This window comes from Pedobacter suwonensis (genome assembly GCF_044762335.1).
Classification (GTDB): Bacteria; Bacteroidota; Bacteroidia; order Sphingobacteriales; family Sphingobacteriaceae; genus Pedobacter.
In genome coordinates this window covers 43562-66332 of record NZ_JBIWEB010000014.1, presented here as the reverse complement: position 1 = coordinate 66332, position 22771 = coordinate 43562, and the positions used below count along the sequence as shown (strand labels likewise).

Genomic DNA, 22771 nt, shown 5'->3' with positions numbered 1-22771 from the left:
GGTTTAGCTTATAGATTTCAAAGTTAAATATTGTAGCTATATCGTGGTACTTTAATTCAAGGTTTGGAATTGCAATGCAAAAAAAAAGCCTCAATTTCTTGAGGCTTCTAAATATATTTTTATAAATGCTTATGCACCTAATTGTACGCGTTTGAAAGCAGATACAGTTAAACCTTTAGCAGTATTATCTAAAAATTTACGCACATCCATAGAGCTATCTTTAACAAACTCCTGGTTTAATAAAGTGCTGTCTTTGTAGAACTTGTTCAATTTACCGGCAGCAATTTTTTCTACCATTTCTTCTGGTTTGCCTTCCTGACGGATAACATCTTTCGCAATCTCGATTTCGCGTTCGATAGTAGCCGGATCAACACCATCCTTGTCAACAGCAACTGGGTTCATTGCAGCAATTTGCATCGCAACATCTTTACCAGCTTCAGTAATATCTGCGCCATTAGCACCTTCAAATACTACTAAAACACCCATTTTACCATTAGAGTGGATATAAGAAACGATTTTTTCGCCAGAGATATTTGCATATTCCTGAATAACAATTTTCTCTCCGATTTTACCGGTTAATTCAGTAATGGTTTCAGCAACTGTACGTCCATCTTCCAAAGTAATTGCTGATAATTCTTCAGTAGTAGCAGGATTGTTTGCAACTGCGGCAGCTAAAACAGCCTGAGCTAAATTACGGAAATCTTCAACTTTAGAAACTGGTTCAGTTTCACAAGCCAAAGCAACTAATTTACCATTAGTACCATCTGCTGAAACAGCAATTGACACTAAGCCTTCAGAAGTAGCATTACCTGAACGGGCAGCAGATACTTTTTGACCTTTTTTACGTAATAAATCAACAGCAGCTTCGAAATCGCCATTAGCTTCTAATAAAGCTTTTTTGCAATCCATCATACCAGCACCAGTTTGTTGGCGTAGTTTATTTACATCTGCGGCAGTAATTTGTACTGTAGACATTTTATTTCCTCTTTTAAATTTTACAATCTTATTATAACAATTACAGGTTACAAGTTACAAGCGCCAAGTTAAACTCATGTTAAGCCAACTTAAAACCTGAAACCAGTAACCTGCAATTAAAAAATATTACTATTCTTCTGTTTTAGTTTCTTCTGATGCTGACGCTTCAACTTCTGCCTCAGCAGCTTTTTTACGTCTAGGCTCTTTTGATTCAGGAGCATCAGCTGCTGCTTTAGCGGCTACAGCTTCTTTCTCTGCCTCATCATCTTTTTCGCGTTTACGTTCTTCCAAACCTTCTTCAATCGCTTTGATGATTACATCAGTGATTAAAGAGATAGATTTTGTAGCATCATCATTTGCCGGAATCGGGAAATCGATATTAGAAGGGTCAGAGTTAGTATCAACCATCGCAAAAGTAGGGATGTTTAATTTTAACGCTTCAGTTACCGCGATGTGTTCTTTCTTAACGTCGATTAAGAATAAAGCAGCAGGTAAACGGTTTAAATCAGCAATACCACCTAAAAGTGATTCTAATTTAATACGCTCACGTTGAATCATTAAACGCTCTTTTTTAGATAAGATCGAATAAGTACCGTCTTTAGTCATTTTATCGATGTTAGACATCTTTTTGATTGACTTGCGAACAGTAGCAAAGTTAGTTAACATACCACCTAACCAACGCTCGGTTACGAAAGGCATGTTTACTTTTTTAGCTTGTTCAGCTACGATTCCCTTTGCTTGTTTTTTTGTTGAAACAAATAATACTTTACGACCTGATTTTACGATTTGTTTGATCGCAGCCGCAGCCTCTTCAGTTTTAGTTAAAGTTTTATTTAAATCTATAATGTGAATGCCATTACGCTCCATGAAAATGTAAGGAGCCATTTTTGGATTCCATTTACGGGTAAGGTGACCAAAGTGTACACCTGCATCCAATAAGTCTTGATAAGTTGTTCTTGCCATTGTTGTTGCCTCCTGTGATTAACGTTTACTGAATTGGAATTTCTTACGGGCTTTAGCACGTCCTGGTTTTTTACGCTCAACCATACGCATATCACGCGTCATCAGGCCTTTAGCACGTAATGCAGGTTTTTTCTCCGCATCTAGTTCAACAATCGCTTTAGCAATAGCTAAACGAACAGCTTCTGCTTGTCCTTTTACTCCACCACCTTGTACGTTTACAGTAATATCATAACGGCCAGCAAGTTCAGCAACTTCTAAACTTTGGTTTACGATATATTGTAAAGGTAAAGTAGGGAAATATTCTTTGTGATCTTTACCGTTAACGGTAATTGCGCCAGCACCATCTTTTAAGTAGATACGTGCAACAGCTGTTTTTCTTCTTCCTGAAGTGTTAGTAACTGACATTTCTTAAAGTTTAATGGTTTTTGGAGATTGAGCTGCATGAGGGTGGTTTGCACCAGCATACACAAAAAGATTGGTGTATAATTTTTTACCCAATTTAGTTTTCGGTAACATACCACGTACCGCTTTCTCGATTACACGTTGAGGGTGTTTCGCCATTAATTCCTTAGGAGAAATAAAACGTTGACCACCTGGATAACCAGTGTAAGAAACATATTGCTTTTCGCTGAATTTGTTTCCTGTCAATTTAACCTTGTCTGCATTAATAACAATAACGTTATCACCGCAGTCTACGTGTGGGGTGTACTCAGGCTTGTTTTTACCACGGATGATCATAGCGATCTTCGATGACAAGCGCCCCAAAATCTCGCCTTCCGCATCAACAACAATCCACTGTTTGTTTACAGTTTTAGCATTGGCCGAGACAGTTTTGTAACTTAACGTATTCACTTGCTTGTATTTAATTTATTAAACAATTTATTATTCCCATTAAATTTGGGACTGCAAAGATAGATAGAATACTTTTATTATCAAATAGTTGGAAGGAAAATTTTTGATATAAAATATCTTTACTGTGAATAACGCAGCGATAAAAAATGCAATAGTTTTTCTGTTAAAGCAAAACCACAGCTTTTCTGGTTGCTTCCATCGGGTTTACGCCAATCTTAATTTGCTGCCTGCTGAGCTTTAAAACAACTGTTCATCATTTACTGATGCTTCGTGTCTCCGAATGACATCGTGAATAAGCTAATGCATATTACCAGGATATCATTGCAATCCTGCTTAGCAAATATTACCGGATTATATGCGGCTATTACAGATCATCAGGCATATATCCAATTCTTTTCCTTGGTTCGATTTTCTTATCAATGAGTTTATCCAGATAGGTAAAAACCAGTTCGATGTTTTTATCCTGATTGCTTACTTTTTGCTTAATTTCTTCGATTTCAAGTTTAAGTTCACCGCTGTCAATAATAAATTGCCGTATTCGGGAGAAAATCCTGACAATCTGGATATTTACCTGGATAGCCTGCTTGCTGTTTAATACGCTTGACAGCATCAGTATGCCATGTTCGGTAAAAACAAAAGGAAGTTTTCTTCTACCGCCCCAACTTGAAGTCGCAATTTGCGACTTCAAGTTTAACCACTCTTCATCAGTCAGTTGAAACATGAAATCTTCTGGGAACCGATCAGGATTTCTACCAACCTGCTCATTGACACGTTTAGTCTCTACGCCATACAACTCCGCCAGATCACTATCCAGCATCACTTTTAGGCCTCTTAACCCGTAAATTTTATTAACTACTATATTATCAGGGATGATAGGAAGCATCTGTTTCGCTGTCATATCATTTTAGGATTTAAGTTAAAGATAAAAAAATGTTTTGTAAGTCGAAATCAGATCTATAAATCTTCAGTATTCGATATTGTTTTACTGTAACCCTTGTATTCCTTAATCCAGTTCCATAAGGCAAAGCCTGCAATAATGGTAAAGATGATATATTCAATTCCCATAAATTTAATCCCTTTTAGGAAATAGAGATAGGTAGCAACAATATCAATTATCAGCCAGATGATCCAACATTCTACTCTTTTTTGGATCATTAGGAAAGTGGTGATTACACTCATTACAAAAATAAATGAATCAATAAAAGGGTAAGCACTGGGCAAATTAAATAATAGGGGCAGCCAATTGTGGAGCTGGCCAGCCAAAGTGCCTATTAATAATGTGCCAAAAATGCCAACGGACAATAAATACATAAATTGCCGTAGTGGCATAAAGCTGATTTTAAGCTCCTTGTTTCTATCTTCTTCTTCGGGTTTTGGGTTTGTCCATCGCCACCAGCCCATTATGTTGGTTACAAAAAAGAAAACCATTAGAAACATATCAGGATAAAGCTGACTTTGATAATATAAAAAGGCGGATAAAAATACATTTATAATGCCTACGGGCCAGCTCCAGACACTGGCTTTTGCTGACAGGACAACAGAAACGATTCCCGTAATTACAGCGAAAAATTCCAGATAGCTCAATTTATAGCCAAAAACTGTGAAAAATATACTGTGGGCATCGAAGAAATTCATGTTTATCTTTTGAGGATGTATAAAATGCTAATGTAGATAATTTATTTGCGGCTAATGGTTTTGTATTGACAAACAATCCAAAAATCTGGCTGTTATAAACAATGTCAAATGGCTTACCGCCACATTTATTAACCAGCAAATTTCGTTTATGCAGTATCTCGACAAGCTTTTCGGTTTCCCTATTCCTTTGTTTTTCAAGAACCTCATTATTGGTTTTATAGCGGTATTTCTTGGTATTTTAATCAGGTTTATTATTCATAAAACTTTTATCCTGCTTTCTCGCTGGTGGGATTTTATTATTATTAAATCTACAGTAAAGCATTTGAAGAGGCCTATTGCTTTTTTTATTCCTTTACTGTTCCTCAATTTTTCCTTAACGCTGATGGAGATGTCGCCGGCCTACCGCCTTCCAATGAGCAAGGCATTGGAGATCGCCCTCACGATTATTTTTGCGCTGATTTTGGTGCGGGCCATTAACGTTTTAGAAGACTATTTTTACCTGAAATATGATCTAAACAAAGAAAATAATTTAAAAGAGCGTAAAATAAGAACACAGTTGCAGTTTGTGCGAAAGTTTATTGTTTCACTTATTATTTTGGTTACTATTGCTATCATTCTGTTGAGTTTTGAAAGCATGCGAAAAATCGGGGCGGGGCTGCTTACAGGCGTTGGTATAGGAGGGATTATCATCGGTTTTGCAGCACAGAAATCGCTTGGTAATTTATTGGCCGGTTTTCAGATTGCCTTTACCCAGCCGATAAGAATCGATGATGTGTTGATTGTGGAAGGGGAGTGGGGTAAGGTAGAAGAAATTACATTAACCTATGTAGTCGTTAATATCTGGGACCAAAGACGTTTAATCCTGCCAATTACCTATTTTATCGAAAAGCCATTCCAAAACTGGACACGTGTTTCGGCTGATCTGCTCGGAACAGTTTTTTTATATCTTGATTATACAATTCCGATTGAACCAATGCGACAGGAATTAACAAGATTGCTGAATGAAAATCCTTTGTGGGATAAAAGGGTAAATGTTGTACAGGTTACCGACAGTATTAAAGACGGAACCATCGAGGTTCGTTTTTTGATGAGCGCTTCGAATTCATCGAGGGCTTTTGATTTAAGGTGCTATGTAAGGGAAGCAATGATTGCTTTTATTCAGCAAAACTATCCTGATAGTTTACCTAAAAAAAGATTTGAGCTTCGGGATAAGTTTGCGGGGTTGTAGTTTCAAAATCAAACAGAACGGGTAATTATTCAATTCGCATGGCAGATTTAAACCTTTTAGCAGCTGTTGAGTCCGTGTTAGTGATTGTAAATCTGTTTTTCGCAACTGTAATTTTAGGACATTGTATGTCATAATAAACATTAAATAATAAGATGTTATCGAAAAACTACCTAAAAACAGGTAGTTCCGATTACCGGGAACATAGTATTTTAATTATAGTAATTAGTCTTGGCACTTAATTGGCATAATCGCTAAGAAAAAGACTAAAAACCTATGAAAAAAATTTCAACATTATTATCTCTTGCTCTTGTTTTTTCGCTACTGTTTTCTTGTAAAAAGGATTCAGAAACAACTCCTTCAAAAAGTGGTAAAACTGCAAAATTTACCATTACTGCAAACGGTGTGAATGCAACAGACGATTACGTTTCTTTCGTAATTGTAGGCGGTGATACTAAAGGCACTAAAACCATCTGGAAGGTAAATGGCGTGACCAGAAACAATGAGGCTGCTATTTCTTTAGGTAAAGACGATTTTACGGGGAGTACCAAAACCTATGTAATAGAGACCATATTGCCAGTTGATGTGATTAGTGCAAGTGCGCAGTGTATTAATTTTAATGCCAGTTATCAGATCAGTTATAAAGCGGAGATCGATGGCAAAGTGGTCACCAATGATGATGGGGTTACCGTTGATGTTAATAAAGATTATACCCACCAGTTCGATTATTAATTGCGCTCCAGTAATTCTCTAACTGAAGCGGCACAAGCTTACCTGTGCCGCTCAGTAACTAAATTATTTGAACATCCCTTTCAGTTTTGCCAATTTTTCCTGTAAATCACCATCAGCATCTTTTGGTTCATTACGCGGCTTGAAGTTTGGTTTGTTATTATTATTAGATTTGAAATTCTGCTTAGGTTTCTGCTCCTTCGGCTGCCGATTCCGGACTTCTGACTTCGGATTAGCTTCAGTCTTCATTGACAACGAAATCCTTTTACGGGCTACGTCAACTTCCATCACCGTAACTTCGACTTTTTGGTGCACTTTTAATACGTCATTTGGATTAGCGACAAAACGGTTTGCCAGCTGACTGGTGTGTACCAAGCCATCCTGGTGTACGCCAATATCAACAAAAGCTCCAAAATTGGTAATGTTGGTTACAATGCCTGGAAGTTTCATCCCTACTTTCAAATCAGAAATCTCATTCACTCCATCGGTAAAATTAAAAGCCTCAAACTGTTTGCGTGGATCACGACCGGGCTTTGCCAATTCTTTTAAAATATCTGTTAATGTTGGTAAACCGATTTCGGTTGTAACATATTGCTGTAGTTTAATCTGTTTTTGCAATTGCGCATCTTTCATTAAAGCAGACACCGTAGTGCCAAGGTCTTTAGCCATTTGATCTACTACTGCATAACGTTCGGGGTGCACACCGCTGGTATCCAAAACATTTTCGGCATTGCGGATACGTAAGAAACCCGCTGCCTGCTCATAAGCTTTATCACCTAACCGCGGTACCTTTTTTAAACTTTCGCGGTTTTTAAAAGCACCATGGGTGTTCCTATAATCAACAATGTTTTTTGCTAAAGCTGGCCCTAAGCCGGAAACGTATGCTAAGATCTGTTTTGAAGCGGTATTTAATTCTACTCCCACCGCATTTACCGCACTAATTACGGTATCATCTAAACTTGCCTGCAATTTATTCTGATCAACATCGTGCTGATATTGGCCAACACCTATGGATTTTGGATCAATTTTAACCAGTTCGGCCAACGGATCCATTAAACGGCGACCAATTGAAACGGCTCCACGAACAGTAATGTCATGCGTAGGGAACTCTTCTCTGGCCACTTCTGATGCCGAATAAATTGAAGCACCACTTTCGTTAACCATCACTATGGTAATATTAGGTAGATTTAATGTTCTGACAAAAGCTTCAGTTTCCCTTCCGGCAGTGCCGTTACCAATCGCTATAGCTTCAATATTATGCTTTTCGCAAAGTTGCCGGATAGTAAATTCGGCGTTTTTCACATTTCCCTGTCCGGTATGCGGATAAATTGCTGTATTCTCTAACAACTGACCTTGTTTATCTAGGCAAACCACCTTACAACCGGTACGGAATCCCGGATCGATAGCCATAACATTTTTTTGTCCCATCGGAGCTGCCAATAACAATTGGCGTGCATTTTCGGCAAAAACGCGGATGGCTTCTTCATCTGCTTTTTGTTTGGTAAAAACACGCAATTCTGTTTCCATGGCAGGCTCAAGTAAGCGCTTGTAGCCATCTTCTAAAGCTTGCTGTACCTGTTTGGAAGCCGCATTATTGCCTGCAATAAACTGGTTTTCGAGGATAGAGATGGCCTCTTCAACCGGCGGAAGTGCATCTAGTCTTAAAATCAGCTCTTTTTCGCCCCGGCGCATGGCCAAAACACGGTGGGATGCGGCTGTTTTAACCGGCTCACTCCATTCAAAGTAATCCTTATATTTAATACCCTCCTCTTCTTTACCTTTGATTACTTCTGATTTAAAAACAGCCTTTTCCTGGAAATAAGTCCGCATTTTGTCGCGCGCCTCTGCATTTTCAGCGATCATCTCGGCAATAATATCTCTTGCGCCAGCTAAAGCTTCATCAAGCGAATTCACCGCTTTTTCGGGATCGACAAATTTATTGGCTTCAGCAGCAAGGTCAAAGTCGCGCTGTTCGAGAATTTGTAAAGCCAAAGGTTCTAATCCTTTTTCTCTAGCAACCGATGCACGTGTCTTACGTTTCGGCTTATAAGGCAGGTAAATATCTTCAAGAAGTGAAATGGTTTCCGCCTGGTTAATCTGTTCCTCAAGTTCGGGTGTTAACTTGCCTAGCTCGGTCATCGATTTTAAAATCGCTTCGCGGCGTTTGTCCAAATCACGTAATTGCAAAACCCGATCGCGGATTGCGGCCACTTCGACCTCATCTAAGCTGCCGGTCGCCTCTTTACGGTAACGGGAAATAAACGGAACAGTTGCGCCTTCATCTAATAGATTTACGGTTGCAGTTATTTGTTTTTCTGCAACTTTTAATTCGGCTGCAATTATTTTATGGTGAGTTAACATATCCTAAATTAAGGTAGCAAAGCTAATCAGGATTTGCGGGATTTTTGAGACCAATTTTTCCACGAATAGTAGTGGAAAAGTTCAGTTGTATAAAAAACAGTTGAGATAGATATGATTAAGATCCTTTAACGTGATTCTACTATTGGCACAGTATTTGTCTTTCTAAATCGGGCTAACCGAATACATAACTTTAAAAATTGATGTCTAATTTATATCCCCGATGTTGGAAATGCAACACACCATATCACTATCAAATACCTAGGCCTTGGTTGATAAAAAATCTACTTTTTTTCCTCCCTATAAAAAAATACTTTTGCCCTCATTGCGTGACTGCCAGATATGCCTGGATAAAGTCGGAAACAGGAAAAGATTATTTAGATGGTGAAAATCCTATGAAGACTAACGATAAGAAAAATAGGCGAAAAAAATAAAAGATATTTTTCGGGGAATCAATATTTCAATATGATGTTATCGTCGAAAGGGAAGATGTTAAGAATAATAATTTTAATGTGATTAATATTCTATCATGATCGTCATCCTGTATATATTTCAGCGCCTTAAACATAGTACCATCGTGCTAACAGGTCGCTAGCCAATTCGCTAATAAGGTAGCCTATCATTTGATGATTTTATTTTTTTACTTTTTCCAAATCTTTTTCCGCTTTAAATTTTGTGATTCTGGTAATTAAGTCTAGAGGTAAAGGCTCGTTCAAAGGAAACTGAACAGCACCTTTACTCCATTTAAATTCGGAAAATTCAGCTTTAAAGGCCTCGATTCCATCGCCGGTGGGATAAAAGCCAATATGTTTTTCATAAGCAGCGAAATATACCAAAACCTTGTTTTGCTTAAAGGCCGGCATTTTGTAGCTGATTGTTTCCACTGCATCCGGTGCTGCATTTTGTATGCTTTTTCGAATCTGCTGTAACATTTCCTGCGTTTTTATTGGAAATAGTGCAATATATTCGTCGATGGTTTTTGGTTCTGTTTTCTCCATCATCCTGTAGGTGATTTTATTTAAACCCTGTTCAATTTAAAGATATAGTATCCATTTTTTATATAAATCTTCACAAACTTTAATAGCGTTTGGCGTGGGGGTTGGAGAAAAAGATTGCGTGCTGTGATTTTTATCGGTCCATTCCCAATCAAATTTTGCACGCTTTTTGTCGAAACTGGCCATGTCGGGTTCATTTCCTGATTTAATAGTCGTTCTTAATTCATCGAAAAATAGTTCCCACCTTGGTTTATAGTAAGTGGCTATTAAACCTGACCAATCTTTTGCAGCATAATCTGTAATTCCATTTCCTTCGCCACCCCAGGTTGTAATGAGTACCCTTGCACTTTTTTCGTAGTAATTTTTCTCTTCATCAGTTTTTCCAAAGCTCCTGGCATCGTCTATCCATTTTCCAAGCATTAATTCACTTTGCGTTGCCGTTAAGCTATTCACATCATCACATAGGGATAAAAAATGTTGTGTGTATTGGTTAAATAATTTTTCGTCTTTTGCGTAGTATGCCTTTGCAATGGTATCTCTAAATGATAATGCTAAATTTACCAGTACCTGTTTTTCTAGCATAACTAAATCACGTTCAAAGCGAGCGTTCCTATTCGACTCTTCATTCGCTTTTAGGAAAACAGGTAAAATTGAGGCTAGTGCTAAATAATCATAACTGCTTAAAGAAGAGTATGAACCATTTCTTTTTAACATCGGTTTCGATTGGATGATATTGCCCAGACCAACTCCAGATACCTGGCTGTTGTAAATCAATGGAAGTAATTTAGCCCAACCTGCTTCAATAATTTCATCTTTATTTCCAGTGCGGCTGTTTGCGTAATCTTTAATCCACTTTGTAGTATTTTCTGCATTAGCATTCCATGCATAGTCAAATAACCATTCAAACATAAAATCGTTCACTCCGAAACCTTCAAGTGTTGTTCCAATACCTGTCATCTGTCTTTTGTTTGGATCTTTTTCGGCAGCTGGAAGAAGCTTTGATACTTTCAATAATGGAGCTGCTAACTGAGTATTTCCGCCGAAATTTCCCAGATAACACCAAATATAAGGAGCATCAAAAAAGGCATCTGTTGTTCTCCATAACTCTGCTTTCTCTCCAAAATATTCTAAAATTATCATTTTGTTCTTCGGTACCGCCTTTATCATAGCTTCTAAAGTAGGATTGTTCCAATGCTTTCGGTCATAATAAAAAGTCCAACCCATTTGGATCCAAACCGCATCTTTATCAACCGCTTTCATTCCACTATAGATGGTTCTTGCAACATTTGCTAAATAGCCTGGTTTCCAGCTAGGCGGATCCATCTCATTAAACGGATCAGCACCGTAAAAGTGGTCAGTTCCGAATAACTTCTGTTGTTCTGTCAGGTATGCTTTCTGTATCTTAATAAACAACGGATCCATCGGATCTAGAAAATAAGCATCATTTTGTTTCCCTGTATCGTACGAACCCAGGTTTGTTAACTTGATATTAGGGAACTTTTGTTTTAAGTCAAATGGAACATGGCCCGCGAAAGCAGGAAGAACTGGTTTCATTCCGAAGCTGCGCTCTCTTTTCAAGATCTGTTTCTGAAGCTCAAATTGATTATCGATAAAACTTTGTGGCAATGGGCCTAACCATCTGTCCAGGTTGCCCATTCTTTGCCATGCCAAGTGAGATGGACCAGTAAAAAATGCCCTGCTTTGGGCCTCCGTCATGCCAAATTTCTTCCATACCTTCTGCCAGACATATTCTTGTCCGGTTATCGCAAGGGGCATGTTTATACCGTTCAGTGCCATCCAGTCAATTAGTCTCTCCCAATCTCTCCATTTCCACCATAAAGTGGTATAGCCGAATGTGCAATAATTTAAGAAAAACCGATTTTCGAATCTACAAACTTCGGCAACCGGACTTGAAACTTTTGGGAATTGTTTTGGAATCTCGATTTTATCATTCGCATACCATGTTATTGATGTATGACAATATGTTTTAAGATAATGGTTTAAGCCCTTAGCTATCGATAGAGTATTAGTTCCTTTAATTAAAATTTTATCATTCTGACTAGCTAAATAGAAACTATCAACCCCTTTCTTATCAGCAATAGTTTCGATTAGGAAGGAGTTTGAATGACCAGGCAAAATACGTTCTATAAGGGAATAGACTTCAGAAGCTTGCGTATTGGAAAAACGATTTACTAATTGGTTAACAGCAAATAGATTTTCATTGATAGTTAGGATGAATAAACAAAGTGCAACACAAATTTTAATAGTTTTCATTAGAGCTTTTTTGGTTACACAAATAAATCATTTTTTTTTAAACGCAAAGAATTATTCCTTAAACTGGTTAATAAGTTGGGATGATTTGATATTTTAATGTTACTGTAAAAAAAAATCCCCCAAGTTGCTTGGAGGATTTATATCTAAATAGGTTCTTCGTTATGCTCAGAACCAATAAACTATCGGATGATATTCTACTTTTTAACGTACATTACTTCTTTTACCGCTTTAACAACACGTTCAGCATTTGGTAGACTCGCTGCAATTAAAGTTGGTGAATATGGAAGTGGAACATCTGCACAGGTAATACGTAGAACTGGTGCATCTAAATAATCGAATGCATGTTTTTGTACCATGAAGGCAATCTCACCGGAAAGCGACGCTAACGGCCAAGCCTCTTCCACCACAACCAAACGGTTTGTTTTTTTAACCGATTCGATAATGGTTGCATAATCAATAGGACGTACTGTACGTAAATCAATCACTTCAACGTTAATTCCTTCTTTGGCTAACTCTTCTACAGCAGGATTTACCACACGTGTTAACATTTTACCAAAAGTTACAATGGTTACATCCGTGCCTTCTTTGGTTACTTTAGCTTTACCAAGTTCGATATAGTATTCTTCTGCAGGAACATCGCCTTTATCGCCATACATCACTTCTGATTCCATAAAAATAACCGGATCCGGATCAAGGATGGATTGTTTTAATAAACCTTTTGCATCATAAGGAGTAGCCGGAACCACCACTTTTAAACCTGGTGTGTTAGCATACCAGTTCTCGAAATTTTGAGAGTGTTGTGCACCTAACTGACCTGCGTTACCGGTTGGACCACGGAAAACCATAGGGCATGAAAACTGACCACCGCTCATTGATAAGATTTTAGCCGCTCCGTTGATGATCTGATCGATTGCAACTAAAGAGAAGTTAAATGTCATGAACTCTACAATTGGAATAAGGCCAGCTGTAGCTGCACCAGTTGCAATACCTGCGAAACCTAATTCGGCAATCGGGGTATCGATAATTCGTTTTGCGCCAAATTCATCAAGCATACCCTGACTTACTTTGTATGCACCGTTATATTCTGCTACTTCTTCACCTAATAAAAAAACGCGGTCATCTTTACGCATTTCTTCGCTCATGGCTTCGCGAAGTGCTTCTCTAAATTGGATTTCTCTCATTGTAAATTTTAATAACGGTGGCAAATATAATTATTAATCGCTTTGAAACCAAAGGCTAAAATGCCTATGTTTTGTAATAATTATAAGTGTTTTGTCTAATTAGTTAATGTTTTTTTAACCGATTTTTTTAATAATTCCAGTAATGAGGAAATATTATTGGGCAATTCCGTTTTTGTTGGGCTTTTTTGTATTAATATTGGTGCTTTTTACGAAATAACTACCTCTCGCACTGCAGTTATTTGGAGCGGATTGCAATGAGGTAGCGAACCATGAAGTGGGCAGCGAAGCTAAAGTTATTTAGAGGCCTTCATTTCAGCCATGATGACGACTACATTATTTAGCATTAGTGGTTTGGATTCAATAATCCATAAATTTCACTATCAAGAAACCGGCCTCTGAAATAATAATCTTGTTTAAAATGTGCTTCCTTTTTAAAGCCATGTTTGATCAGCATCTGTCTGGAAGCATCGTTTTCTACATTAATATTTGCACTGATGGTATGCAGGTTAACTTCATTAAATCCAAAATCGATGGTTCGTTTCAAGGCTTCAGAGATAATTCCTTGCCGCCAATAATCAGGATGTAGCATATAACCAATCTCTGCCCTATGGTTGGCGAAGTCGGTACGCCAATATCCTATAGAACCAATCATTTGCCCCGGCTCATCTTTTAAGGCTATCACCCAGGCCAGATTATCCCCATTTTCGTAGCCATTTCTAAAACGGGAAATAAAATCTTTTATTTCAAAAATATCGTTTGGTCTTTCCCTATCAATATACTTCATTACGGTCTCATTGGTACGCATGTTAAACAGAGTCTCTGCATCGTTAAGGTCATGTTCGCGAAGAATTAGGCGCTCGGTTTCGAGTATAGGAAAATTGGTGAAATTTAAGGTTAGCATTTTTAAATTTAAGAGATTACTGCAAAGCACGCAAAGTTTTTTGCAAAGCATGCAAAGTTTTGTTCTTCCACGGGAACAGAAAGATCTACCCAGAGGGCACAAAGCTGATGTTTTTCAATCAGGCTCTGTGTGTTCTGTGTCTTTTACCCGATTTGTCCTGTGGTTATTTTAGCAAGGGATTGGTGCCTTTTGCAGTTTACTTGCTTCTTTGCGATTATAACTACTTTCCAAATAAAGTTTTATAAATAGAATATTTGTAGTTTTCCTCAACTTTGCTGGCCACAAAATAGGGAGCTTCGAAGAGTTCGGTCAGCTTTTTTCTTAATTCGTCAAGAAATTCCGGTTTAATCTTTTCCAAATAAGCTCCTGATAGCGTTTGCCTGCCCGATTTAAACCATACACCGTCTACACTCATGGTTTTTACCACATACAGATTTGGTTCTACAAAACTTTTGCCCGAGAACTGTTCGTAAGCATAGGTGTATAATAAGGTCTGGATCAGTGCTTTATTGATATTTTTGCCATCAGAGTTGAACAACTCGGGAATATCTTTAAACGTCAGCTTGTCGCTGCCAGTTTTATAGTCTATAATTTTCGTCACGCCATTTTTAACATCCACACGATCGATAAAGCCAAAGATTTTGATACTGGCTTCTTTTCCTCGCAACGGGAAACTGATCTCGGCCTCCACCTTTTGTTCCAGACTAATGATCGTGAATGGGGTTTGGGCTTCGTCCTGATTTAAAATGATATTTACATAAGCCTCTACAATAGATAAAATAACCTTTTGCATGCCTTTGTATTCCATGATCATGTCAGGGTTTTTGAACATGACAGCATTGAATCCTTTTTGGATCAATGCTGGCACTTGTTTACGTTTCTCTTCAATATGCGCTGCAGTAATTTCAGCAGACCTTAGATCCTCGTAAAAATACTCCATCACTTTGTGCAGAATGGAACCGATTTCGTTGGCTTCTACCACTGCACTGATTTCTTTAGGTTCTTTAATACCCGCAATGTAATTGAAAAAGAAATCTATGGGATTAGAAATGTATTGGGTAAGTGCAGAAGGGGATAGCACCTTCTTTTTATCCAGGTATTTTTGAAGTGTTTCCTGAATAAAGGCGTTATTGGTTTTCTCGATTTTTACTTCCTTAAAAGGCTCGGTTTTTACTTCCAGATTAAGTTCATTATAGGTAAAATCGAAGCCACTTTCGTACTCCAGTTGCTTTAAAATTCTGCTGGCTTCACCTGAAGTAGATTCGTCAGTTAAACTATTATAGACAAAATTGATATTCTTTGCACGTTGTAATAGACGGTAGACCATATAGGCTGAAATGGCATCAAGATTTTCAAGAACAGGCAGGCCATAAACACGACGTATCGAATCTGGAATAAAGCTATTGCCAATGGATGATTTAGGAATGATTCCTTCATTAAAACCCAAAATTACCACTTTATCGAAATTCAGGTTCCTGGTTTCAAGCAGTCCCATTACCTGTATGCCATTTAAAGGATCGCCTGAAAGTGGTACTGCGATAGCCTGTAGTGATTTTTGTACAAGGTAAATTACAAAAGGAATTTCTTCTTTACCGATGTGGTTGCTAAAAGTATCGTGAAGCCTGTTCAATTCCTGAATGGTTTTTACAAACAGTTCTGCATCGATTTTTTTGAGCGTTTTTGCATTTGATAATCGGGTGAGCACATAATCCAATACATCCAATAGGTTGATAACCACATGTTTTGGATCATCGATTTTCTTATAAAAAGCTTCGAACAGCCCACTTTGACGTAAAAGGCGTTTATGATCGATCTCTACCTGATTTTCTTCCAATAATGCGGTTAAAATTTTATCGCGCATTTTTTGGCTAAGGCCCGTTAGTGGATGTGTTAAAAAAGCTTCTACATTTTTGTAACTTACTTTATCCCGCTGTAAAATCTCCAGCTGACTCATCAACCACAAATCAACCAAACCAAAAATACTTGAAGTTGATAACGCAAAACCCATAGTTACGTTGAGGTCAATCGCTTTTCCATTCAGGTTAGTGGGGATCGTTTGCAGTGTGGGGATCAACAGGCCTTCATCTGCTAAAACCACTACTGTTTTTCCAACCGTTTCCGCGCTGGTATAATCTTCTTCTAAAATATTATTTAGTATTTTAGCCTGCGCAGATTGCCCCTGAACCTTAAAAACATTTACCTGGTGCGGAGCAGATTTCATTAAACTTTCCTGATTGGCAAACTCATCCTTCAGGCCAAGTTGATTGATGTTTTTACGAAGAAACAAGCCTGCTTCCTGCGAAATATCATCTAAATAATACGTATCAGCATCGAAATAAAATAGCGCTTTACCTGCTTCCTGTAACTGGGTAAATATTTTGGCTTCGGCACTGCTCAAAGCGTTAAATCCAATGAAAATGATCTTGCCTTTATCGAAATTAGAGATGAATTCCTGATGACGGGTAATATCATCAGCCAGATACCTGTAAACAGAACCATTGGTTAAATAACCTTGCTCTTTAAGTGTTGCGTGGTATTTATGGTAAAGTTTCGGCATCCTGCGCCACATCTTGATAAACAGTTCCTGCTGCTTTTTATGTTTTCCTTCGGAATAAGACGTCCAGAATTGGGCAAGAAACTCATATTGCTCCGGGCTTAAATAATCGAAATCTTTATTGATAACTGATATATCTTCCAGATCGCGGTATAATTTTTCTGCATCAACCAAATCGGCATCAATCTGGTTAAAATCGCTTAAAATGATTTTTGCTAAAGGAAAAAACTTATGACTGGAAATAGTTTCCAGTTTTTCTTCTGCAAGCAGTTGATTATAGATGCGGTGTAGCGTAAAAAACTGCAGGTAAAAATCGGCTATTTTATAACTCGTAGAACTGGCAAAAAACTCCTGTATGTTAAAAAAAGACGGACTAAAAAATGGTTTGCCGATAATATCTGCAAAGTGTTTTTGTAAATAAGCCGATGGTCGTTTATTATTGAAAACGATGGCGCAGTTTTCCAGCTGATTTCCAAACCGGGCAACTAAATCTTCGGCAACTTCCTGTAAAAATGGTTTCATCTGCATACTATACTAATTTCAATTTGCCTTTAACTGCATAGAAAAGATAGGTTTTGATATTCTGGTAACCCATTTCAGTAAGTAAAACCTTATAATTATTGACTTGTTCAATATGTTTATCGCTTTCTTCCAGGGTAAATTTATAATCAAGGATAATCACCTCGTCGTTGTTGATCAAAACCCGGTCAGGGCGGTGCAGTTTCCCATTGGTATCGATAATGTTTTTTTCTACAATGCTTTCGCTTGCATTACCCAAGATCTCTTTGAGCTCAGGGTGTTCCAATACTTCAAGTGCGGATGAGATTAATTTCTGTTTTTCTTCTTCTTTGATAATTCCCTGCAAAACAAGGTTGGCCGTATAATCATCAACTTCTTTCTGTGTGTTGGCGCTGGCCAGGATATCGTGCAGCAAAGAACCTTTTCTTCCTGATTTTTCAATATTTACCAAATGTTTTAAGTGTTTGTCTTCAGATGGGATGTAAAGTTCTGATAGGCGCGTCGTGGTTGGATAACTATTCAGGTTGATGAAATTAGAGGCTTCCACCTTACTTTCAACAGTTACAGGCTCTACAATTTCGTACACGCCGTTTTCATCAAACTGCTCATCAAAAGTGAAATTGATGGCATCGCCCATATTGGATAATTTCAATTCCTTTTTAGCCATCGTAGCAATGTAAAGATAATCTTTGGATCGTGTAGTGGCTACATAAAGCATATTCAACGCATCCATGTTGTTGTAAAGCAGCTCTTCGTAATAGGCTTTCGCAATTGCCGAATCAGCCAGCGCTTCATTGTATTTTAGTGGAATGCCTTTTAGGTCCTTGTAAACCGTCTCTTCTGAAGATACCCAGAAATTGCCATTGGCTTTGCCCTTGATTTCCCAATTGCAAAAAGGTACAAAAACTGCCCTAAAAGCCAGGCCTTTCGATTTGTGGATGGTAATGATCTGTATGGCATCAGCCCCATCCGGAGAAGGCAATGATTTTTTAATGCCATCTTCTTCCCACCAGGTTAAAAATGAAAGAATACCTTTTTCACCAAGTTTTGCGGCTGAGGCGGTTAAATCTCTAAACGCAAGTAAGTAAGGTAGGTTGGTGGTGAGATTTTTTAAGCCATAACTTTCAATTAAAATCTCTACCAGTTCAGGCAGGGGTAGCTGTAACCAGCTTTGCCAGTTTTCGCATAAAGCAACCGGTAAAACCGTGGTAAGCGTGCTTAAAGGTTTATTGGTAAGGTTGAGGTAGTAAGTGGCATCAATCTCCTTTTCATGTAGGGCATGGTAAAGTGCTATACAGTTGGCTTTGTATAATGCTGTTTGTGCTTCTAAACCAATTAATACTTTTAGTGTATTGATAATGAGCTGTATGGCCGAATTGTTGGAAATCAATAAGGCATCTCCTGACAAAACAGGTAAGTTATGCTCCATTAATTTTTTAACAGTAAGTAGTGCTTCGCTGTTCGATCGAACTAAAATGGCAATATCTTTTAATGCATATTGCTGTTGGTTTTTGAGATCATTTATTTCTTCAACAATATCATTTAATGCAATATCCCTAAAAACAGTTTCTGTAAAACGCGGTTCATTGGGTGCATGGTCTTTGCCAAACTTTTTAATCTTAATTGTTCCACCTTTTAAGGTGTTCGTAGCAAAGTTCTGGGTAGAGCCGCTATAAATATCGGTTATAATCTGCTGGTAATTTTGTTCTTGCCACCAGTTGGCAATGCTTTCAGGTTTGGTGGCCAGATTTTCATTCAGTTCATTCTGCAGGGTTATGGGAATGGCCTTGTAAAGGAAATTATTAAATGTAATGATATTTTCGGCACTCCGGTAATTTTCAGCTAAGCTTTCTTCCAGTACATTTTCTGCACCAACATCTAATCTAGCATGTTTGTGCAAGATGTTCCAATCGCCGTTGCGCCAGCGGTAAATAGATTGTTTGGTGTCGCCAACTATCAGGTGATCGATCAGATCCTGGCTCGGTGTAGCCATAGCATTTGTCAGCAGGGATTTAAAGCTTCCCCACTGACTGGTAGAAGTATCCTGAAATTCATCGAACAGAAAATTACGGTAACGGTTACCTACTTTTTCCCAGATAAAGGATGGATTATCTCCGGCATCTTCTGTAATTCCAGAAATCAGTTTTTGTGCATCGCTGATCAGCAGGTTATCGTTTTCGGCCCTGTATTCTTTTAAAAGCATGGCAATTTCCTGCATTAACCTTAAATAATAAAGGTTTTTATTAAAGGCAATCGCCAGACTGTAGTTTGGTAAATGGGTTAAATAATGCGTTTTTAACTTTTTTAATATTGGATTTACCGTATCATAGGCTTCAGGGAAATTTGCATTTTTCTGAAACCATTCATCAGGCTCATCAATGAGGTTAAAAAGTGGCTCGATCTTCGAAAAATCGCCCCTGACAACAAGAATAATTTTAGCCAGCGGACTTCTCGATTTTCCCTTTAGGTGCTCGGTTTCCACCCCGATTACGTTCAGAGCTTCGTTTGCCTCTGTTGCCAGCGAAACCAATTCTTCTTCAAAGTTCTTTATCTCTGCCTTGGTAATGCTGATGTATTTTTTAAATAATTCGTCAATGTTTTCCAGACCAAGCGTGTTTACCGCATCTTCAAAAATCTGGAAACGTTCGGAGAAAATTTCACCAATCAGATTGTAAAGTTCGAATTTATAGTTCCAGCTCTTGTTATCGCTAATGCGCTCAATGGCGAGGTCGATAATCCATTGTAACAGCTGTTTGTTATGATCTAAAGCTTCATCCAGTTTGTTTACCAGATCATCTTTTACCTTGTCATAATTCATTTCTAAATTATAATCGGCATTTAAGCCCAGCTCAAATGCAAAACCCCTGATTACTTTTTGAACAAAACCATCAATGGTACTTACCGAGAAACGGCTATAGTCATGCAGGATTTTACGGTATATTTTATCTGCCTTGATCTGTAACTCTTGTGGACTTAATATCGGATAGGCTTGTAAAATAAGTTTCCGATAGTCATCAGTTTTTTTTGATGAGTCGCCTTTTGCCAGTCCAAGCAGCACTTCCAGTATCCTGGTTTTCATTTCTTCTGTAGCCTTATTGGTGAAGGTTACGGCCAAAATTTCTCGATATTTATTCTCACTGCTAAAAAGCAGGGTAAGATAATGCGCGGTTAAACTGAACGTTTTACCGGAACCTGCAGAGGCTTGAAGAATTTTGAGGGGCTGGGGCATAATGTGATATTTCTCGGAAATTTAAACTTACAACAATTTAAAATTTTTCCGAAATCATGATATCAACAATGCGCCCATTTACGGTTTTTTCTTCTTTTTGGCTAATGTTTTATGGCTGATCCTCGCAGGTCGTTCGGCCATTTCAATTGGGAGGCCAAGCAAATCGCGGATTACTACCGAAGCACATGCACCACCAAATGCTGCAGGCAGGTAAGAAACTGTTCCATAAGCAGAGCGTTTAAAATTGCTCCCATCAGTCATAATCATAGAATTTTTATCCATTTCTTCGGTAGAGAAAACAGCTTTTATTTTTGCCGCGTTGGCAAGTTTATTCAGCCGCTTACGCACATAACTGGCAAAAACACATTGGTAAGTATCAGGAAGCAGTGTAATTCTTAAACGGGTAGGATCCATTTTACCACCAGCGCCCATTGAACTTACAATGGGAATATTTTTTTCCAAAGCGGTTCCTAATAATGTAATTTTAGGCATCACACTATCAATACAATCCATAATGTAATCGAAATCGGCTTCTAAAATTTCCCTGCATTTCTCTGGCGTAAGAAAAGTATTAACCACATGCAGTTTTAATTCAGGATTTATGGACAATAAACGTTCATGCATAATGGCAGCCTTGCTTATTCCATGATTGGTAGCCAGAGCAGGTAATTGCCTGTTTCGGTTGGTGGGGTCAACCACATCACCATCAACAATCGTCATTTCTCCAATTCCGGAACGGCAGATGAATTCGGCGGCAAAAGAACCCACGCCACCTAAGCCGATTACCAGAACATGTTTTGATTGAAGTTTATCTATCCCATCATTACCTACAAGCAGGGCAGAGCGCGAAAGCCAGCTAACGTCAGACATATTTGTGTATTTAGCTGTATTCTTCGACAGGCTCAGAATGACAGCGCTATATTAAATTTAGTTTATTCCAGTCTGTAAAAATACGAGCTTTGAGTTCATCTACAGTACATTTTTTTAAAATGGCTGCTGTCCGGTAAATTTCCTCAATCGAAATATCAGCATCATCCGTTTCCAGGAAAAAATTATTGGTGGTTTGAATCAGTTTCGCTGCACCGGAGTTTTCTTTCAGGATAGTCAAACCAAAAGAAAGTATAAATCCTTTATCCAGCAGTTGCTTGCCAAGTTCCTCGTTTTTATTAAAGCCATGGATAATCATAGGTACTTTAACCCTTAAGCGGTCTTTAATCGCTATTAATTCAGCGAAACATTTAACACAATGCAAAATCAAAGGTTTTCTGATCTTTTCTGCCAATTCGATCTGTTTTTCCAGAATTATAATCTGATTCTCCAGGTTTTCGCCTCTTAACCGATCCAAGCCACACTCACCAATCTGTTTTACATTTGCTTGATTGGCTACGACAATTAGATATTTCATCTGCGGGTCAAGATGTTCAATTTTAGCAAACCATGGATGTAAACCAACCGAAATAGGTTTCGTTTTAGGCATGGCTAAAAAGATATCCTGGGTTAGTGACAGGCTTTGAATGCTGACTACCCCATTTTGAGTGGCAACTTTATGGGTATGTATATCTAGGAAATCCATTTCTAATGCAAAGATAGTTAAATGTAAATTGGACGATGTAAAAGGATTAATGGAAAAATGCGAATGGTTTTTAACCTTTCCGCAACACCAGGTTCTGTTAATGACCAATGACCAATGACCAATAATGTTGCTTCTCTGTAAAGAATTTGCGAATAATCTATTAAAATTATAGACTTTATTATCTTTGCTTATTATTCTAAAAATCATGAAAAAATTAGTTATTTTATTAACGACAATATTGATTTCGACTGTGGCTTTTAGCCAGGCAACAAAGGAAAATGTTCACATCTATAACCCGCAGGCAGATGCTAAAGTGGATATTGCTGCTGCGGTTGCAAAAGCATCCAAAGCAAATAAGCATGTTTTGTTACAGGTTGGTGGTAACTGGTGCAGCTGGTGTATCGCATTTCATAACCTGATTGATACCACAGCAACGCTAAAAAAATACATCAACGATAATTTCGAGACGGTACTGGTTAACTATAGTCCTGAAAATAAAAATGAAAGTGTTCTGGCTGGTTTAGGTTATCCTCAACGTTTTGGTTTTCCGGTATTCGTAATTCTTGATGGAAAAGGCAAAGTATTGCACATCGAAAATTCATCTTATTTAGAAACGGAAGAAGTTGACGCTAACGGTAAAAAGAAAGTAGGACATGATGTAAAGAAAATTACCTCATTTTTGAAAGGGTGGACAAGAGCAGCAGTTGATCCTGAAACTTATAAAGCTAAGTAGTGGTTTCAGGTAAAGGCTGAACTATAACATCGAGCCTGAATATTTAAAAAGCCTTTCGGATTTTCGCATCTGAAA

At 38.0% G+C, this 22771-nt stretch carries 18 protein-coding genes; 3 read left to right on the top strand and 15 right to left on the bottom strand.

Annotated features, from left to right (window positions below):
- Positions 1-129: 129 nt before the first annotated feature.
- The 6 genes from tsf to pnuC form a co-directional block, all read right to left on the bottom strand.
- Positions 130-975 carry a translation elongation factor Ts gene (gene tsf, locus ACIQXP_RS19025; protein WP_293743265.1) on the bottom strand — a complete coding sequence of 282 codons (846 nt, stop codon included), beginning with the start codon at positions 973-975 and terminating at the stop codon, positions 130-132.
- Between the two features lie 129 nt (positions 976-1104).
- The gene (gene rpsB / locus ACIQXP_RS19020) at positions 1105-1938 is read right to left on the bottom strand and encodes a 30S ribosomal protein S2 (RefSeq protein WP_090982964.1); all 834 of its coding nucleotides are present in this window, start codon (positions 1936-1938) and stop codon (positions 1105-1107) included.
- Between the two features lie 18 nt (positions 1939-1956).
- The gene (gene rpsI, locus ACIQXP_RS19015; RefSeq protein ID WP_039481187.1) at positions 1957-2343 is read right to left on the bottom strand and encodes a 30S ribosomal protein S9; all 387 of its coding nucleotides are present in this window, start codon (positions 2341-2343) and stop codon (positions 1957-1959) included.
- A 3-nt stretch (positions 2344-2346) separates the two neighbouring features.
- A complete protein-coding gene (rplM, locus tag ACIQXP_RS19010) occupies positions 2347-2790 on the bottom strand; it encodes a 50S ribosomal protein L13 (RefSeq protein WP_039481184.1) in 444 nt (147 codons plus the stop codon).
- Between the two features lie 364 nt (positions 2791-3154).
- Entirely contained in the window at positions 3155-3688 is a 534-nt protein-coding gene (locus tag ACIQXP_RS19005; RefSeq protein WP_293743264.1) for an ORF6N domain-containing protein, read from the bottom strand.
- Between the two features lie 56 nt (positions 3689-3744).
- Positions 3745-4425 (bottom strand): nicotinamide riboside transporter PnuC, encoded by a 681-nt coding sequence (pnuC, locus tag ACIQXP_RS19000; protein WP_387506775.1) that lies wholly within the window; start codon positions 4423-4425, stop codon positions 3745-3747.
- A gap of 148 nt (positions 4426-4573) precedes the next feature.
- Here pnuC and ACIQXP_RS18995 point away from each other — a divergent pair, with 148 nt between their 5' ends.
- Together ACIQXP_RS18995 and ACIQXP_RS18990 are read left to right on the top strand one after the other, a co-directional pair.
- Positions 4574-5653, top strand: a complete 1080-nt coding sequence (locus ACIQXP_RS18995) for a mechanosensitive ion channel family protein (RefSeq protein WP_387506778.1) — start codon at positions 4574-4576, stop codon at positions 5651-5653.
- Between the two features lie 273 nt (positions 5654-5926).
- Positions 5927-6382, top strand: coding sequence for a hypothetical protein (locus ACIQXP_RS18990; RefSeq protein WP_090982971.1), 456 nt, complete (start codon positions 5927-5929; stop codon positions 6380-6382).
- 63 nt (positions 6383-6445) lie between these two features.
- Here ACIQXP_RS18990 and ACIQXP_RS18985 read toward each other — a convergent pair whose 3' ends face one another.
- The 9 genes from ACIQXP_RS18985 to ACIQXP_RS18945 form a co-directional block, all read right to left on the bottom strand.
- Positions 6446-8740 (bottom strand): Tex family protein, encoded by a 2295-nt coding sequence (locus ACIQXP_RS18985; protein ID WP_387506780.1) that lies wholly within the window; start codon positions 8738-8740, stop codon positions 6446-6448.
- A 629-nt stretch (positions 8741-9369) separates the two neighbouring features.
- Positions 9370-9738, bottom strand: a complete 369-nt coding sequence (locus ACIQXP_RS18980) for an iron chaperone (protein ID WP_387506782.1) — start codon at positions 9736-9738, stop codon at positions 9370-9372.
- A 33-nt stretch (positions 9739-9771) separates the two neighbouring features.
- Positions 9772-12006 (bottom strand): alpha-N-acetylglucosaminidase, encoded by a 2235-nt coding sequence (locus ACIQXP_RS18975; RefSeq protein ID WP_387506784.1) that lies wholly within the window; start codon positions 12004-12006, stop codon positions 9772-9774.
- Between the two features lie 194 nt (positions 12007-12200).
- On the bottom strand, positions 12201-13187 hold the full coding sequence (locus ACIQXP_RS18970) for a pyruvate dehydrogenase complex E1 component subunit beta (protein WP_090982977.1): 987 nt from the start codon (positions 13185-13187) through the stop codon (positions 12201-12203).
- A gap of 343 nt (positions 13188-13530) precedes the next feature.
- Positions 13531-14088 (bottom strand): GNAT family N-acetyltransferase, encoded by a 558-nt coding sequence (locus ACIQXP_RS18965; RefSeq protein ID WP_293743258.1) that lies wholly within the window; start codon positions 14086-14088, stop codon positions 13531-13533.
- A 220-nt stretch (positions 14089-14308) separates the two neighbouring features.
- A complete protein-coding gene (locus tag ACIQXP_RS18960) occupies positions 14309-17170 on the bottom strand; it encodes a PD-(D/E)XK nuclease family protein (protein WP_402759955.1) in 2862 nt (953 codons plus the stop codon).
- Between the two features lies 1 nt (position 17171).
- Positions 17172-20390 (bottom strand): UvrD-helicase domain-containing protein, encoded by a 3219-nt coding sequence (locus tag ACIQXP_RS18955; RefSeq protein ID WP_387506791.1) that lies wholly within the window; start codon positions 20388-20390, stop codon positions 17172-17174.
- Between the two features lie 78 nt (positions 20391-20468).
- Positions 20469-21260 (bottom strand): tRNA threonylcarbamoyladenosine dehydratase, encoded by a 792-nt coding sequence (locus ACIQXP_RS18950; RefSeq protein WP_293743255.1) that lies wholly within the window; start codon positions 21258-21260, stop codon positions 20469-20471.
- 46 nt (positions 21261-21306) lie between these two features.
- Positions 21307-21963, bottom strand: coding sequence for a TatD family hydrolase (locus ACIQXP_RS18945; RefSeq protein WP_293743254.1), 657 nt, complete (start codon positions 21961-21963; stop codon positions 21307-21309).
- A 205-nt stretch (positions 21964-22168) separates the two neighbouring features.
- On the opposite strand from ACIQXP_RS18945, the gene ACIQXP_RS18940 reads away from it, so the two are divergent.
- Entirely contained in the window at positions 22169-22696 is a 528-nt protein-coding gene (locus ACIQXP_RS18940; RefSeq protein WP_293743253.1) for a thioredoxin family protein, read from the top strand.
- The last annotated feature ends 75 nt before the right edge of the window (positions 22697-22771 follow it).